Here is a 14,473-nt window from a genome sequence, read left to right as displayed (position 1 = left end):
TAATTGAAGCGTTCGTGTATTCCTAGCTGACATCTGATCTGGACCTGTAGGAATGTTATCTCCCTATTCCGGTTGTTTTAATCACCGATCCGACTGCGATTGCGTCGTATTTCGTTGATCATGTTTTGGTGTTCTCTTAGTGTCTTTGAGAAATGATGCCTGCCATCACCTATAGCGACAAAGTACATGTAGTCAACCGCAGCGGGACGGAGTGCTGCTAAGATTGAAGCCATTCCCGGATTGCAAATGGGTCCCGGCGGCAACCCCTTATAAATATAGGTGTTGTAAGGTGAATCAACTCTGAGGTCCGCTGCTCTGGGTGGTCGCTCAGGATTTCCTAAACCGTAAAGGGCAGTTGGATCTGCTTGAAGTTTCCAACCGCGACGGAGGCGATTGTGAAAAACAGCCGAAACTAAGGGACGTTCATCAGGAACTCTCGTCTCTGCCTCAATAATGGAGGCGAGAGTGATGACTTCATGCTTAGAGTATCCGAGCTCCCTAGCCTCTTCAATGACCCCCGCTGTCCATCGTCGTTGGAATTCATTAAGCATTATTTCCAGTATTACCGGCGGTCTTGCCCCATCAGGAAATTGGTACGTATTCGGAAATAGGTAACCCTCCAGTGTTTTCCCTTCAATGTCGTAATTGAGCTTCCATTTAGGATCGTTCGCAGCTTGGCTGAACGCTGCCGCTGTGCCGAATCCGGACTTTTCCCAAAGTTTCGCAATTTGGGAAACAGTTAGACCTTCAGGAACCAGAAATTGTTGGGTGACCACATTGCCAGTTTTGAGGTGGTCGATAATCTGCGGTATACTCATTGCCCCGCTGAGGCAATACGTTCCTACCTGTAATCGGTGGCTCACACCACTGAGATGCGTGACAAACAGGAAAGCCCATGGGTTGTGAATCAGGTTCTGATCGGCAAGCTGGTCTGCAATTGTCTGTGAACTCATACCATGAACAATTTTTAACTGTATCGGTTTTGCATTCCCATCCGCAGGAGATAGATAGCGTACCATGTAGGATATCGCAATTAAAATAGCGAGACTGCTGAGCACTGATATGCTAAAGAGGGCGATGGATATCCACCATCGTGCGTTTTTCCGTTTCATTGAGGCTTATTCCACAAAAGTCAAGCAATTAGAAAATTGGTGTATGGATTGAAGCGTATGCACAACAATCCGTTTAATGACATCATTCACACTCGTTGACTTGACCTTTCCTCTTTGAATTGCGTAATTCCTCCAGATATCCCTCAAGAATCAGTACAGCGGCAACCTGATCGATAACTTGCTTCCGCTTTTTACGCCTTCTTTTGGTCCCGTGTAGAATCCGTGCTGCTTCAAAGGTGGTAAAACTCTCGTCCCAAAAGGCAATCGGCAGATTGACTTGCTGCTCCAACTTTTCTGCGAATTGTTTTACCTTTTTTGCTTGAGTCCCCGTTTCACCATCGAGTTGAAGCGGCAGCCCGACGACAATCTGTTCAACATTGTGGGCAGTAACCAATTGCTGTAACTCTGCTAGCAGCGCTTTTCTACTTTTGCGTCGAATAGTGCAGAGTGGATGGGCAGCTATGCCTAACTCATCGCTAATGGCAACACCAGTTCGTGCATCGCCAATGTCTAAACCAAGGATTATCGACATATTGATAAAACATAATTCGTAAGTTTAGGAGTGAACATAACCACCATTATCACTAGTAGTCACTTGCCGAAGCCGGTGTTGGTTCTAGCTTTTCATCGAGGTACTGAATATTTGGATGATAGCATTCATCGAATTTGATGTCAAGTCCAAACACATAAACGAATGAACCTGCGAATGAGTGACGAGAAAAGTGTTGATGCAGAATGGAATTTGGGTTAAAATGGCTAAAATCAGCGATTTTAGCCATTTTGGCGTCAGCTACTACCACCTTCTTCCGTAAAATGTCCGATAACTAATCTTATCGGACATTATATCCCCGCAAAATATCCGATAAGTGAAACGAATCACAAAACTACGGCGTTCTAACCCGCATAAACACTGAATTCTTAAAAAATATGTCCGATAAGGAGAGGTGAAATATGGACGATTTGTTACAGGATTACCGCGATTATCTATATGACCAAGATAAGTCCGAGCAGACTATCAAGGCGTACATGACAGATCTTAGCTCATTCTCACGTTGGTTCCAACAAACCACAGGAGAACCACTGAATCTTGAAAACATTACGCCGATGGAGATTATCGACTATAGAAATGCAATGCTGGACTGGGATAAGAAGCCATCGACCATTAATCGCAGTTTGATAAGTATTTCAAGCTTCTGCCAGTGGGCACAGCAAAACGACCTCATTGCCAGTAACCCCGCTGAAGGCATACGAAGTGTCGCGGAAGAACCGCTTGCCCCACGAGCTTTGGAACGTAAAGAGCAGCTAGCGTTATTGCGGGCGGTACGCAGATCAGGCAATTTGAGGGATTTAGCGATTATTACAATGCTGCTGCATACCGGCATACGCGTTGGAGAACTTTGCAATCTGAGAGTTTCTGATATTAGAATATCAACGAATAGTAATATGATTACAGTGCGTGAGGGTAAAGGAACGAAACGCCGCAATGTGCCCTTAAACTCAACTGCCATAGGTGTTCTGAAGGATTTTATAAAATCATTTGATAACAATGAAGAGGTCATCTATATAGCCGGATCTAATCCTGAAAGGGAGCGTTTTCTGTTTTACGGGCAGAAGCGGATGCCGCTGACAGATCGTGGCGTTCGATATGTGATACAGAAATATGCGTATAAAGCAAAAATAGACAATCTGTCTCCGCACGTATTTAGGCACACCTGTGCCAAAAATCTTATTGATGCTGGGCAGTCGATTGATAGAGTCGCAAAGATATTAGGGCATTCCAACATTAATACTACTTCAGTTTATACTATTCCTACAGAACGTGATTTGCATATTACCATGGAAAGCATTTCTCAGGATTAGTATTTTACATAATACTGCATGTTCTTTTTCTGCGGATAATTTCACTTTACATTCGTGCATTTCATTGGTATACTATATTTAGTGATGTAGATATTATTTTTAACGCAGCTTGCCCATGCCAATAATTGCGAGGATTCCAATGAAAGAATATCGCCAGTCTAAAGATTCACTAAAGAAGCAGATAAGCCTATTGCTACCTCTTGATATTTATGAGGGCACAAAACGGGATGCCCAGAAGTATAGCCGTTCTATGGCATATCATATCGTCGAAACACTTCGGGTTACGTTTGACAAATCCATACAGGAAGTACAAGCAGAACGCGAAGAAGCAGCTAAGATGACTATCCTAGAGCAGATGAAACAACAGGCAGAGGAGGCGGGCAGCCCAGAAGAATTCATCCAAGCGTTAGAAACGGTATTCAACCGGTTTGCAGAAAAGAAGCGCGCGGAAGATTTTACTGAAGCTTTCCAAGAAGATATCATCACCTTTGCTGCCATGATACTGGAAGCGGAAGAAGAAATCTAAAATGTAAGGATCAGAGACTATACTATAAGGAGAACTAAATATGGCAAAGTATCGTGCAGGAGTCATTGGTCTGGGCTGGATGGGAATGCTCTACGATATGGCGGAAAGAATCGGTGACTTTTTCAACATTGATGACGCTGATCGCCCTACGCCCGACCTGGAGATTCATCGCAAAATCTATCATCATGCTCACCCCGGGAAAGAAGGTCTACCCACTAGTTATGCGGAGGCGCTTTGGAATCGCCCGGAGGTAGATTTGGTTGCGGCAGCTGATCGCGACGAGAAACGGTTAATGGCATTTAAGGAACGATACGGTATAAATGCGCTCTACACTGATGCGGTCGAAATGCTGCGCACCGAACAACTGGATCTCGTCGCTGTTGCCACAAACGTAAAGGGACGAGCTGACCTAACCTGTTTGGCAGTCAAGAACGGCGCAAAGGGGATTGTAACAGCCAAGCCGATGGCGCACACGCTTGAGGAGGCTGACCGCATGGTAAACACGTGTGCCGATGCCAGTGTACCTCTCAACTGTGGTTCCATTTCAACGACGCATCCGTCGTTCGCGAAGGCAAAGGAATTGGCTACGAACGGTGCAATTGGCAAGCTCATTTCGATCGAAGCGCCGCGGCCTGGTGCACAACACCAGAGCTGGTCTTACTTTTTGGATAGCGATCCTGCGTGGGTTATCGGTATCGGTGATCAGGAGCGCCGTGGTACTGGCACGGATGAATTCAAAGGCCCCGGTGGTAGCGATGAATTCGCTGGTCAAGGGATGATGGTTACGGAAAGTGACTTGGCGGTTTATTTTCGACCGGGTGCACCGCATCTGCGCTTAACCGGCACGAGCGGTGAGATAGTTATTCCCACAATGGCGACAGGATTTAGGTTATGGCAAGATATCGAAACAGCTTCCGGCGTCAACAGGGTGGAGACACCGTGGCCCGATCCGCAGTTTGTTGGTCCCTACGGATCAATCTACGGACTGGCGGATGTCATAGATTGCATAGAAGGCAGGCTAGATGAGCCTAAAAACTCGGGCAGGAGGGTTGCCATAGCAATTGAGGTCGAAATCGCGCTAAAGCAGTCCGCTGCGCAGGGAGGTGTGCGGGTAGATTTACCCTTAACAGACAGATCTTTGGCGCTTAATTATGATTGGTTCCGCTAGGCTCCAAGAAAGGAAGGCTGAATTCCGATGATTTTTCGGGCTGGATTAGCAGGTCATCGCTCGCGTACGTATCTCTGACCAAAGAACCCACCAATACCGAGTAGTATCACCGCGATTACAACTTTCACCAGCCACAAACGGGATGTATAAAGTATAGAGACCAGCAGCAGAATTGCCACGAGCAGCACGAGGAGGGCCGTGTACAGCCTTTCAAATTGCTTGGCTTTCTTAGTGTCTTCCGAATTTCCCATTACACTTCCCTTTCACCAAAGCAGAATAAAGAGCAAGTAGCAGGCAATGGCAAGGTAAATAATCGCCCACAGTCCCGGACGTTGGAACCAGCGTAGCCCCGTTTTCGGCACCTCAAAAGGATATCTTGGTCGAATTGGTGCTTCCCGCAATGTTTTTTGAAGCCATGTACCTTCAAGCACTTTCAAACGACTCGCCATCAATTCTCGGAGATCCGTTGTTGGCTCGTTCTGAGCGTAGACTAAACCTTTTATTTGTTCTTCCTCGACGGGACCGCGCAACCAATCAATAACCTTTGAAGCAATCAGCATACTCCCCGCTGGCAGTATCAAATTCCACAGATAAGCCCACCAAGTGTTGGTATACCAAACAGGTAGTGCCCAACCCTTCGCGTCCGCTATAATCGCCGAGATACCGTAAATCAGGCCTATTGCAAGCCCGATGATGCCTGTCCCTCGATGTACCCGTGTAAAAACGCCCATCAGGATAACCGTCATGAGCGGCACCTGTATCGCTCCAGCCAAACGCAGATAGAACAGCACCATTCCACCTTTAAGAAACGGCACATATAGAAATCCAAGTAAAATGATAAAAGGAACCGTTATTCTACCGACGCGGGTATAGTGGGCATCGGAGCCAGTCTTTATGATGAAACGGGCGTAGATGTCCCGAACAAAGAGGCTTGAGATCCCAATGCCGATAGAATCGAAGGTTGAGTATCCTCCAGCTACTAGTCCGGCTAGTACCAAGCCGATTAGACCTGTCGGCAGATAGCTTTTGAGCATCAGGGGATAGGCTTGGTCACTCATCTCTAGTGTGGGGAAGTCCGCCCGTGCCAAGGGGCCTAAACTGACGTTAAACCACAGACACACCGCTGTCGCGACGCTAGCAACGAGAGCTGCCATCTTGAAATCCCATTCGGAACGTGCACCCAAAAATCGGATGGCTTCGTATTGATTAATCAGCACATACATCGTTAATACGACGATAAGCCCAAAGACCACCAAAACGGGAGGTACGCCGGGCGGAGAATATCCGCCTACATGTAGCAGGGTTTCGGGCAGTTGAGCATCTATTGTGGCAAGTTTCTGATTCAACCCTTTCCAGCCACCGGCACTCACCCACACCACACCCCAAAGGACAAAGGCTGCAACGATCATGCTAACGCTTTGCAGTGCGTCGGTGACAACTCCCGCTTTCAAACCACCCCGCACAATATACAGAATCGCAGTGAACGCAACGGCAACGACAATGAGCCAGCTCCAGCGCCTCTCAATATCCGCCACAATATTAAGGACCAGAAAGGTGGAAAAGAAGATGTTGCCCAACACATTGGTCCGAGATTGAATGTTGATCAGGACGGATAGAAATCGGGCTGCAGGACCGAACCGGAACTCAAGCCATTCCGCATTGGTAAAAACTCCGGATCGATACATTGGCACAATCACAAAAAAGCTCAGGACGAACCATCCGACGGCGATCCCTAGCCACCATTGGGACAACTGGGATAGCCCGAGTGTGTAGGAACCACCGACAATCGCCACATAATCGCCGCTATCTACCGCGGTCGAGAAAGCGGATAACCCAACGACCCACCAAGGTATAGATTTGGCTGCCAGATACCAGTCAAAACTCTCGCGCTGCCCTCTGAAGACAATGATTCCGTATAGGACAATGCCACCGTTGATTACTAGAACGAGCAGCCAATCAATTAGGGTCATAAGAGTTCCTCCGTCCTTCGATATTAACAGACAACTGCAGATGCAACCACGTTGGAAACCCGGCGGAGCAAACTCCCATTATCCACCATTTGATTTGTCAGAATCACACATAGTAGCTCTTGCTCGGGATCTGCCCATGCCACCGTGCCGGTTGCACCGGTGTGACCAAAGGTCGTGGGGGAGACTAGTTCGCCGAAGTAATTCCACGCCTTTGAAGCCGCCAATCCCCAACCTAACCCCCACGGTGCATTCAGCGTCTCGTTCTGATCCGTTGTCATGGCTTTCACTGCAGCCGGACTGAAAACACGTTTTCCAGCGTACCCACCACCATTGAGCATTGCCTGTAATAGGATTGCAAGGTCTGGTCCGGTGCTATGTATCCCGCCCCACGGATTGCCGAAATCGCGCCAATAAGCACTATTTGGTCCGAAACGCTGTTGGTCTTCGTTTTCTTCCATGGACGTCCCACACCATACTGTTTCGTGGATCTTAAATCGCCCAAGACCCAATGCGGTATCCCTCATTCCAAGTGGCTGGAAGATGTCTGCTTCTTCAAAATCTCGTAGCCGTTGTCCTGTAACCCGTTCTACAATCTCTGACGCTAGCAGGATGCCTTTGCTTTGGTAACTGAAATTTGTGTTAGGTGAGTAAAGCAGCGGTGTTTGAGCCGCACGGCGGACGAATTCGCTTAACGGCGCGTGGGCACGGCGTAACTCTGTATTTTCAGGGAGCATGTCCGGCATACCCGAAGTATGCGATAGCAGATACCGGACACGCACCTTATGGCGTTCACCACCCTGAAACTCCGGCAGATAGAGGGAGACCGGATCGTCGAGCGAAACCTGCCCCCGATCAACCAACAACATCAAGGCGCAAGCCGTAACCGGTTTGGTTATCGATGCTAACAGGAAAACTGAATCTGGCTTGACTAAATTTGAATCTGTGTTGGGTGTCAGATGCCCATAGCCTTTCGCGTGGACGATTGTTTGATTGCGTACCACAGTCAACGCCGCTGCGGTGATTCGCCGATTAGTAATTTCGGACTGGAGAATGTTTTCCGCCCGCAAGAGCACATCTTGTGACATTCCGACATCTGAGGCGGCTCCGATTTTGAGTCTATTATGGATTGTTGACATAGTTTACCCGATGGTTACCTTTCTTCAAGAGCACTAAGTATATTTGCAGCTGGTGATGGTCGACTATTGGATTCTGAGATGTTCTCGCCATACAGCTTCAACCCTGTCCGATTCTCTGGATTTTCGTGGAACGGTCGCCTACCATTTTCCCTCGACAACATAGGCTTCGCACTCACCGGGCCAAGGGGGCATCGTCACTGCAATCGCTGCCAAAGGTTCATCACCGAATGCTCGGAACTGGAAGTGAGTTCCCAGAGGGATTGTAATGCAGATACCGGCGTGCACCGGGATTACTTTTTCGCTCTGACCTTGTCTCCGCCACATTTCGCCGCAGCCACTGAGGAAATACCAGATTTCTTCAACGGTCCGATGCGTAACGGCACCTGATTTTTCTCCCGGTGCTAGTTCAAAATGAGCCATACTACCCGCTGCAAGCTCCAGTAAGACACGGACATTTGAGCCGTCCGGGGCGATAGCATCGGGGGTGTCCGGCAGGTATTTCGTACTAAAATCCTTCATGTTATCGTTTCCGCACCGACTAGGGGGATTGGCAAACAATCTTATCTACCCTTTAAAGCTAGTACGCATATCTCTCAATGAGTGCCTTGCTCTTGACCACTCCTACGTGATCGTCTGTTTGACCCTCGTACTCGATCCCGAAGGGATTGGTGTATCCGACCGCCTTAAAAATTTCCATGACACTCTTACAGTCAATTTCGTTCGACTCCCCATTTTCATCGAAACTGAGGAATTTCGCATGGGTTGCCCAACTATAAGGGGCGACCGCTCTCAAGTTCTCTACTTTATCGTCCTCGGGCCTCCAGTTGAGAAAGTCCGCTAGCACTCGGCAATATGCGCTATCCACCGCTTCCATAACCTGTACAATGTTATCCGGTGAGACAGATACACCGCCATGATTTTCCATCATTACACGGATGCCCGTATCTTCCCCAACGGATGCGAGCTCCCGGAAACTCTTGATGCACTGCCCAATCTCTGCCTGCGTTGCATTAGCACCGTGGCTCCCACCGCTGTTGGCACGAAAAGCATTGCATCCCAGTTTCTGGCAGATACCAAACCATTTCTTGTGGTTCTGTACTGCTTGCTCTCGCTCATCTTCGTCGAGGGCAGACAGGTTACCGTGACCATCAACCGCAATACTGAGCATCCTCACTCCAACACTGTCGGCTCGGCGACCGAGCTCATCGACATATGCATCGGCAATCCCACTTTCTGCCGGATTGTCCGGGTCCTCGTATCGAAAGAAAGGACTGTTTAGCTCCACTGCATGGATGCCGAATTCATCGCGTGACAGTTGTGGATAGTCGAGTAGGGAAAGTGGGTTCTCCTGATCTCTGAAACGTCGGTTAATACTCCAGCCTCCAAGAGAAATCTCCATAGTTAGACTCCTAATTTTTTTGAATTAAAAATATAATAGAAATAGATTTAGTTGATTAAAGCTAGCTTATAAAAGGGGAAAGTTGACCTATCGAGATGCCGCCCTGCCTTCGTATTTGCGGCGGAGACACGGAAAGATCCAGAACAGTCGAGGCTATTCTCGTCGCTGTTTGTCCACCATCAAGGATAATGCCGACTAGTGCGCCAAGTTCGGATTGGACTTCCTCGGCTGAAGTCGCTGGTGGTTCGTCGGATTTGTTTGCGCTAGTTGTTGCAATCGCACCGCCAAAACGCTGAAGAAGTGCAAGTGCTAGCGGGTGGTCTGGCATGCGGATACCAACTGTATCCCCGCCTGCCGTAACTTCGGGCGGCAGCGCCTTTGCTTCGACAATCAGCGTCAATCCTCCGGGCCAGAATCGTTCCGCAAGTTGAGAAAAGGTTGATGGCAGATTTTGAGCGACGCGTTCAACATCGTCGGTGGATCCAACCAAGATTGGAATCGGCTTGTCGATGGGTCTGCCTTTGATCTTATATAGCTTTCGCACGGCTTCCGGTTGAAAAGGATCTACACCGACGCCGTATACCGTATCGGTTGGAAACGCGACTACACCACCGCCATTCAAAGTCGCGATGGCTTGGTTGATGTGAAGATCATCGGATTGGTTCATAATTCTTGGAGGTTCGGGCACTAGAAGTTGAGATTGCGGAGATTAAATCTTACGTTTTATACAATAGCTGCAGATGCAAATGCGTTCAAGTCGAGGGCGTCTCTCAATCCATCCTGATATTTGTGATGGGCCACTCCGGCGATCATCGCACCGTTGTCGGTGCAGAGTTGAATGCGGGGATAGTAAACTTCGGCACCGATTTCCGTCCCCGCCTCACGCATTGATTCGCGCAGCTGGCGGTTCGCTGCGACGCCTCCTGTTAAAGTAATTGCCTTAAGGTTCTTTGCTTTCGCCGCCCGGATAGTTTTTCCCACAAGCACCTCCACAACCGCTGCCTGAAAGCTCGCCGCGATGTCCGCAATCGGTGGCAGAGTACCGGCTGCGGTCGCCTTTTCGACAAAAAATCGGACAGCAGTTTTGATTCCACTAAAACTAAATTGGTAGTTATCACGGTCAAGCATCGGACGCGGAAACTGGATTGCGTTGCTGTCACCCTCTTTCGCCAAATCATCAATTATCTTGCCGCCTGGGAAACCGAGTCCAAGATATTGGGCAACCTTATCGTATGCTTCGCCAGCTGCGTCATCTTGGGTTGTGCCGAGAATTTCATATTTCCAACCCTCTCGTACCTCGACCAAAAGGGTATGCCCACCTGAAACAGTGAGACAGACGTGCGGAAAAGGCAGCACTTCATGCTCCATAAAGTTTGCGTAGATATGTCCCTCAATGTGGTTAACCCCCAGAAGTGGTAGGTTATGGCAGTATGCGAGCGACTTTGCAGCAGCAACCCCGACGAGAAGTGCGCCAATCAAGCCGGGACGGTTTGTCACAGCGATTGCGTCAAGTTCATCGAACCGCAAGCCGGCTTCCGCCATTGATTGATCGACAATATAGTTTATCACTTCGACATGTTTGCGAGAGGCAATCTCAGGTACGATCCCACCATATTTTGCGTGGAGTTCTATCTGTGAAGCGACGATATTAGATCGGATTTCTCTACCGTCAGTGACAACTGCAGCAGCGGTTTCATCACACGAAGTCTCAATTCCAAGAATATCCATCTGAATTCCTTATGGTTGCCTACATATCTGTGGAAATCTCTTATAGTGTTTGTTCAAGGTTATCATATAACCGGCAAGTTTTCCAAGCAAAATCAGCACATTCACATCACTTCAGCTCAAAGTGGTCTAGGAGTAAACCTTTACCTCGCTAAACCAATTGTACCAATTTGCTGTACTATATCATCACCCTGGCTTGCGGAGATAACAAAGATATAAATCCCTGTGGCGAGTGTCTCATTATCCGCATTTTTGCCATTCCAACGGAATTGATGTGATCCAATCACCGCCTGTCGGACCTGTGTGTGAACTAGATCGCCAGCGACATTGAAGATTTCTAGTTCTGCCTCCTCGGCTAGTTGGAAGCCAGGGATTGTGTAGGAGAAGATTATTTCGTTGTGCTCTAGGCGCATCGGATTCGGAAAGGCGCGAACTCTTGCCAATTTTAGCTGCCCAGATCGCGTTTCAACCGCATTGACGGTCAAGAGATATGAATCTACTTCGCTGAAGCCAGATAGGGATTCAACTGAAATGAGATATGTATCAGTTTGCTCTGGCTGAAAAATAACCTGTAGTTCTGTTGTTTCAGCCCGCTCTGCGGTAGCGATGTACCGACCACTTTTATCAAGTATAGAGAATTGATAATCCACCGTCTCAGAATTAACAATCAGGGTAGCTACGATTGCCTGTCCCGGTATCGCATTAAATTGATAGAGATCTCTCACATCATTTTCATCGGCGATAAAGGACTCGTAGGTCTGGTCGAATTCAATGGGAAAAGCCTCGGTCAAAGCATCATTTGGCTCATAGGTATCTCCAAACGCAACAGAGATCGCTATTTCCTGTCCCTCGAAACCGATATTCGTGATAGAAATTTTCGAGATTGTTCCGTCATTGGCATTGCTGTTAGGACTGGTTGCCGGGGTAAAAGATGTTTCGTTGTCGTCAGCGGAATACGCCGCACCATCGGTAACCGTGCGAAGATCTATGGTATCCGGATCGCCGGGAGGGATACCAAAATGCCTCGGATCGTTCGGGTCTTCAAGCCAAATCTGACTTGCAGCGTCAACCACTCCGGAAGGACGTACGTCGGTTTCATCAATATGCCAGATGAGAATTCCGGATTCGGGCAAACGGGTGTCGAACAACGCTCCCGATTTCCGGTGCCGGTTCTCAATGAGGAAGAATTCTGTACTATCGCCAAATTCGCTAATTTTGTCGGGAATATCGACTTTGAAGAGTTTGTTGTCGTGTGGCGGCAACTCAAAACTAGGTATGGACAGGTTAGTCACATTCTCCTTGATCTCTACAGGTTGAATCCAACCGACGCGTCCGTTTTCCGGACGCGCATCGAAGTCCCATTTTAGGTAACCGCTGATATGGCTCGGTTGTAATCCATTTCCAATCCCATCAATAATTTCGCCCTGATAGGGGCCAAACTGCCCCATCAGTCCCCACTTATGGTCACGGGGACCGGTAAAATTACCACCATACACATCGGGGGCGCCAAAATCGTGGAAAAACTCGTGGAAGTAAATACCCAGATGGGGCTTATCGAAACTAGGTTCCTCACCGACTAGAACCGCCGTGCTTACCCATACGCCATCAAACTCTCTATTCACATTCTGCACCAAAATTGACCAGATATCATTCATCTCGGTGGTGGAGGCTTGATCATCTCCTGAGTGGATAACAAAAACGTGGTCAACTATACCGTCTCCGTCACGGTCATAGGCAGAAAAATCCACCATTTCATCTACCGCTGCACACGCTTCACGAACTAATTCTTGAGAGCGTCTGACGTTGATCTGACCTTCGCCATAATAACTCATCGCCTTCTGTGCGCGGATCCATTGATTGCCTTTCGGAACAACTCCTCCCATCGGCCCTGGCTGTATGTCCATCTGTCCGTAAGAAACTTCTCTGTAGTAAGTATGCAGCGAAACGCCTTCGTCCGCAAAGAGGTACTGATTGAACGCTGCACCCGGGCGTTGACCGGGTTGATCTGAGAAGTCGATTTTTATCGCCAGCACAAACTCGATGCCATCTTCTTGCAGCACGCTTTGTTCACGAACAAAACAGCAGCCCTGTAACGCATTGCGGAATTGATCCTCACTTGTGGGTGCCCTAGGTATCCAATCGTGTGTAGCAGGATTGTAACTGTAGAAGAGATAGGGGTTGGGTGGTGCAGCTGTACATGGAGGAATTAGAATAAACAGAGATATGATACCTAATAAACAAAATATGAAATATGCGACTCTATTTTCCAATCAATGCTTCCTTTCTTGAATGGCTAAATGCCACGCATAACTTTTTCAAGCTTATCATCGTAAATCTTTTATAGTTTAACATCCGCATCATTCGGTTTGCCCGTAAATTTTCTCGTGTCTCATTTCCTGTTTGACAAATCGCCTCATAAGTCCTTATAATTTCATATTCCTTTTCGACGATCTTGTAGGCCTGCATAATCCCACCATGTAAGGCTAATATGAACTGGAGCTGATTCAGGTTATGGTGAAAATTGGCGATATAGCGTTAGGAAAATTTCCGCTGTTATTAGCCCCGATGGAAGATGTAAGCGATCCGCCCTTTCGTGCAGTATGCAAGGTGAGTGGCGTGGATCTGATGTACACGGAATTTATCTCTTCCGAGGGACTAATCCGAAACGCTCGGCAAAGCGTCATGAAACTGGATATCTTTCAATCGGAACGTCCGATAGGCATTCAGATTTTCGGAAGTGATGTTGAGTCAATGAAAGCAGCGGTTGGGATTACTGAACATGTGAATCCAGATTTAATCGACATCAATTACGGCTGCCCTGTCAAGAAAATTACCTGCAAAGGCGCAGGTGCAGGGATACTGCGGGATGTTCCGAAAATGGTTAGGATGACCAGCGAAATAGTCAAATCGACGACGCTGCCTGTCACTGTAAAAACTCGGCTCGGTTGGGATGAAAAGACACAATACATCGTTGAGGTCGCGGAAAGATTACAAGATGTGGGGATCCAAGCGATTACGATTCATGGGCGAACCCGCGTACAGATGTATAAAGGCAGTGCGGACTGGACACTAATCGGAGAAATCAAAGACAACCCACGTATGACGATTCCCGTTTTTGGGAATGGGGATGTAGATTCTCCGCAGAAGGCACATAAGATGCGTCAAGCCTATGGTGTTGATGGGATCATGGTTGGACGAGCAGCTATCGGTTATCCATGGATTTTCAGAGAGATTAAACACTATTTTTCTACCGGACAACTGCTTGATCCACCTTCTATCAAAGAGCGATTGGGTGTCTTAAGACAGCATCTAGAACTCTCGATTAAATGGAAGGGAGCGCGGCATGGCATTTTAGAGATGAGAAAGCATTATAAGAACTATCTGAAGGGTATACCAAATGTCAAAGCATATCGAGAGAAATTAGTAACTCTTAAGAATTATGAAGAAATTGTCGAAGTCATAAATGATGTACAAAGGCACGTTGAATCTATGATGTTTACCTTCGGTCCCGCTGGACAAAGGCATCAAGAATTCACGAGGGCAGCTTTCTAATACAATTTTCCGCTATAGGTAAACA

14 protein-coding genes are annotated in these 14,473 nt (G+C 47.8%); 4 read left to right on the top strand and 10 right to left on the bottom strand.

All coding sequences use genetic code 11. The features are described 5' to 3' along the window. Positions 1-77 precede the first annotated feature (77 nt). From mltG to J4G02_00220, 3 genes are all read right to left on the bottom strand, one after another. On the bottom strand, positions 78-1,112 hold the full coding sequence (gene mltG, locus J4G02_00230) for an endolytic transglycosylase MltG (GenBank protein ID MCE2393022.1): 1,035 nt from the start codon (positions 1,110-1,112) through the stop codon (positions 78-80). A gap of 82 nt (positions 1,113-1,194) precedes the next feature. Next, positions 1,195-1,644: a Holliday junction resolvase RuvX gene (gene ruvX / locus J4G02_00225; GenBank protein ID MCE2393021.1), complete on the bottom strand. Its 450-nt coding sequence runs from the start codon at positions 1,642-1,644 to the stop codon at positions 1,195-1,197. 52 nt (positions 1,645-1,696) lie between these two features. Further along, complete coding sequence (locus J4G02_00220; protein MCE2393020.1) at positions 1,697-1,891, bottom strand: hypothetical protein; 195 nt, start codon at positions 1,889-1,891, stop codon at positions 1,697-1,699. Positions 1,892-2,063: 172 nt separating this feature from the next. Between J4G02_00220 and J4G02_00215 the strand changes: the two genes are divergently transcribed. From J4G02_00215 to J4G02_00205, 3 genes are all read left to right on the top strand, one after another. Beyond that, positions 2,064-2,972 (top strand): tyrosine-type recombinase/integrase, encoded by a 909-nt coding sequence (locus J4G02_00215; GenBank protein MCE2393019.1) that lies wholly within the window; start codon positions 2,064-2,066, stop codon positions 2,970-2,972. Between the two features lie 139 nt (positions 2,973-3,111). Then, positions 3,112-3,498, top strand: a complete 387-nt coding sequence (locus J4G02_00210; GenBank protein ID MCE2393018.1) for a hypothetical protein — start codon at positions 3,112-3,114, stop codon at positions 3,496-3,498. A gap of 40 nt (positions 3,499-3,538) precedes the next feature. Beyond that, entirely contained in the window at positions 3,539-4,666 is a 1,128-nt protein-coding gene (locus J4G02_00205) for a Gfo/Idh/MocA family oxidoreductase (protein MCE2393017.1), read from the top strand. A gap of 263 nt (positions 4,667-4,929) precedes the next feature. Here J4G02_00205 and J4G02_00200 read toward each other — a convergent pair whose 3' ends face one another. From J4G02_00200 to J4G02_00170, 7 genes are all read right to left on the bottom strand, one after another. After that, positions 4,930-6,636, bottom strand: a complete 1,707-nt coding sequence (locus tag J4G02_00200; protein ID MCE2393016.1) for a hypothetical protein — start codon at positions 6,634-6,636, stop codon at positions 4,930-4,932. 23 nt (positions 6,637-6,659) lie between these two features. Beyond that, complete coding sequence (locus J4G02_00195) at positions 6,660-7,772, bottom strand: beta-lactamase family protein (protein MCE2393015.1); 1,113 nt, start codon at positions 7,770-7,772, stop codon at positions 6,660-6,662. Between the two features lie 138 nt (positions 7,773-7,910). Continuing rightward, positions 7,911-8,291, bottom strand: coding sequence for a cupin domain-containing protein (locus tag J4G02_00190; GenBank protein MCE2393014.1), 381 nt, complete (start codon positions 8,289-8,291; stop codon positions 7,911-7,913). Positions 8,292-8,349: 58 nt separating this feature from the next. After that, entirely contained in the window at positions 8,350-9,171 is an 822-nt protein-coding gene (locus J4G02_00185; GenBank protein MCE2393013.1) for a sugar phosphate isomerase/epimerase, read from the bottom strand. Between the two features lie 61 nt (positions 9,172-9,232). Then, complete coding sequence (locus tag J4G02_00180) at positions 9,233-9,838, bottom strand: threonylcarbamoyl-AMP synthase (protein MCE2393012.1); 606 nt, start codon at positions 9,836-9,838, stop codon at positions 9,233-9,235. Between the two features lie 56 nt (positions 9,839-9,894). Further along, on the bottom strand, positions 9,895-10,899 hold the full coding sequence (tsaD, locus tag J4G02_00175; protein MCE2393011.1) for a tRNA (adenosine(37)-N6)-threonylcarbamoyltransferase complex transferase subunit TsaD: 1,005 nt from the start codon (positions 10,897-10,899) through the stop codon (positions 9,895-9,897). Between the two features lie 140 nt (positions 10,900-11,039). Further along, entirely contained in the window at positions 11,040-12,956 is a 1,917-nt protein-coding gene (locus J4G02_00170; GenBank protein ID MCE2393010.1) for a M6 family metalloprotease domain-containing protein, read from the bottom strand. 451 nt (positions 12,957-13,407) lie between these two features. On the opposite strand from J4G02_00170, the gene dusB reads away from it, so the two are divergent. Further along, a complete protein-coding gene (gene dusB / locus J4G02_00165) occupies positions 13,408-14,448 on the top strand; it encodes a tRNA dihydrouridine synthase DusB (GenBank protein MCE2393009.1) in 1,041 nt (346 codons plus the stop codon). Positions 14,449-14,473: the final 25 nt, after the last annotated feature.

It is taken from the genome of Candidatus Poribacteria bacterium, from assembly GCA_021295755.1.
GTDB lineage: Bacteria > Poribacteria > WGA-4E > WGA-4E > PCPOR2b > PCPOR2b.
The sequence above is the reverse complement of the archived record's forward strand: the minus strand, read 5'-3'. Positions and strand labels throughout refer to the sequence as shown.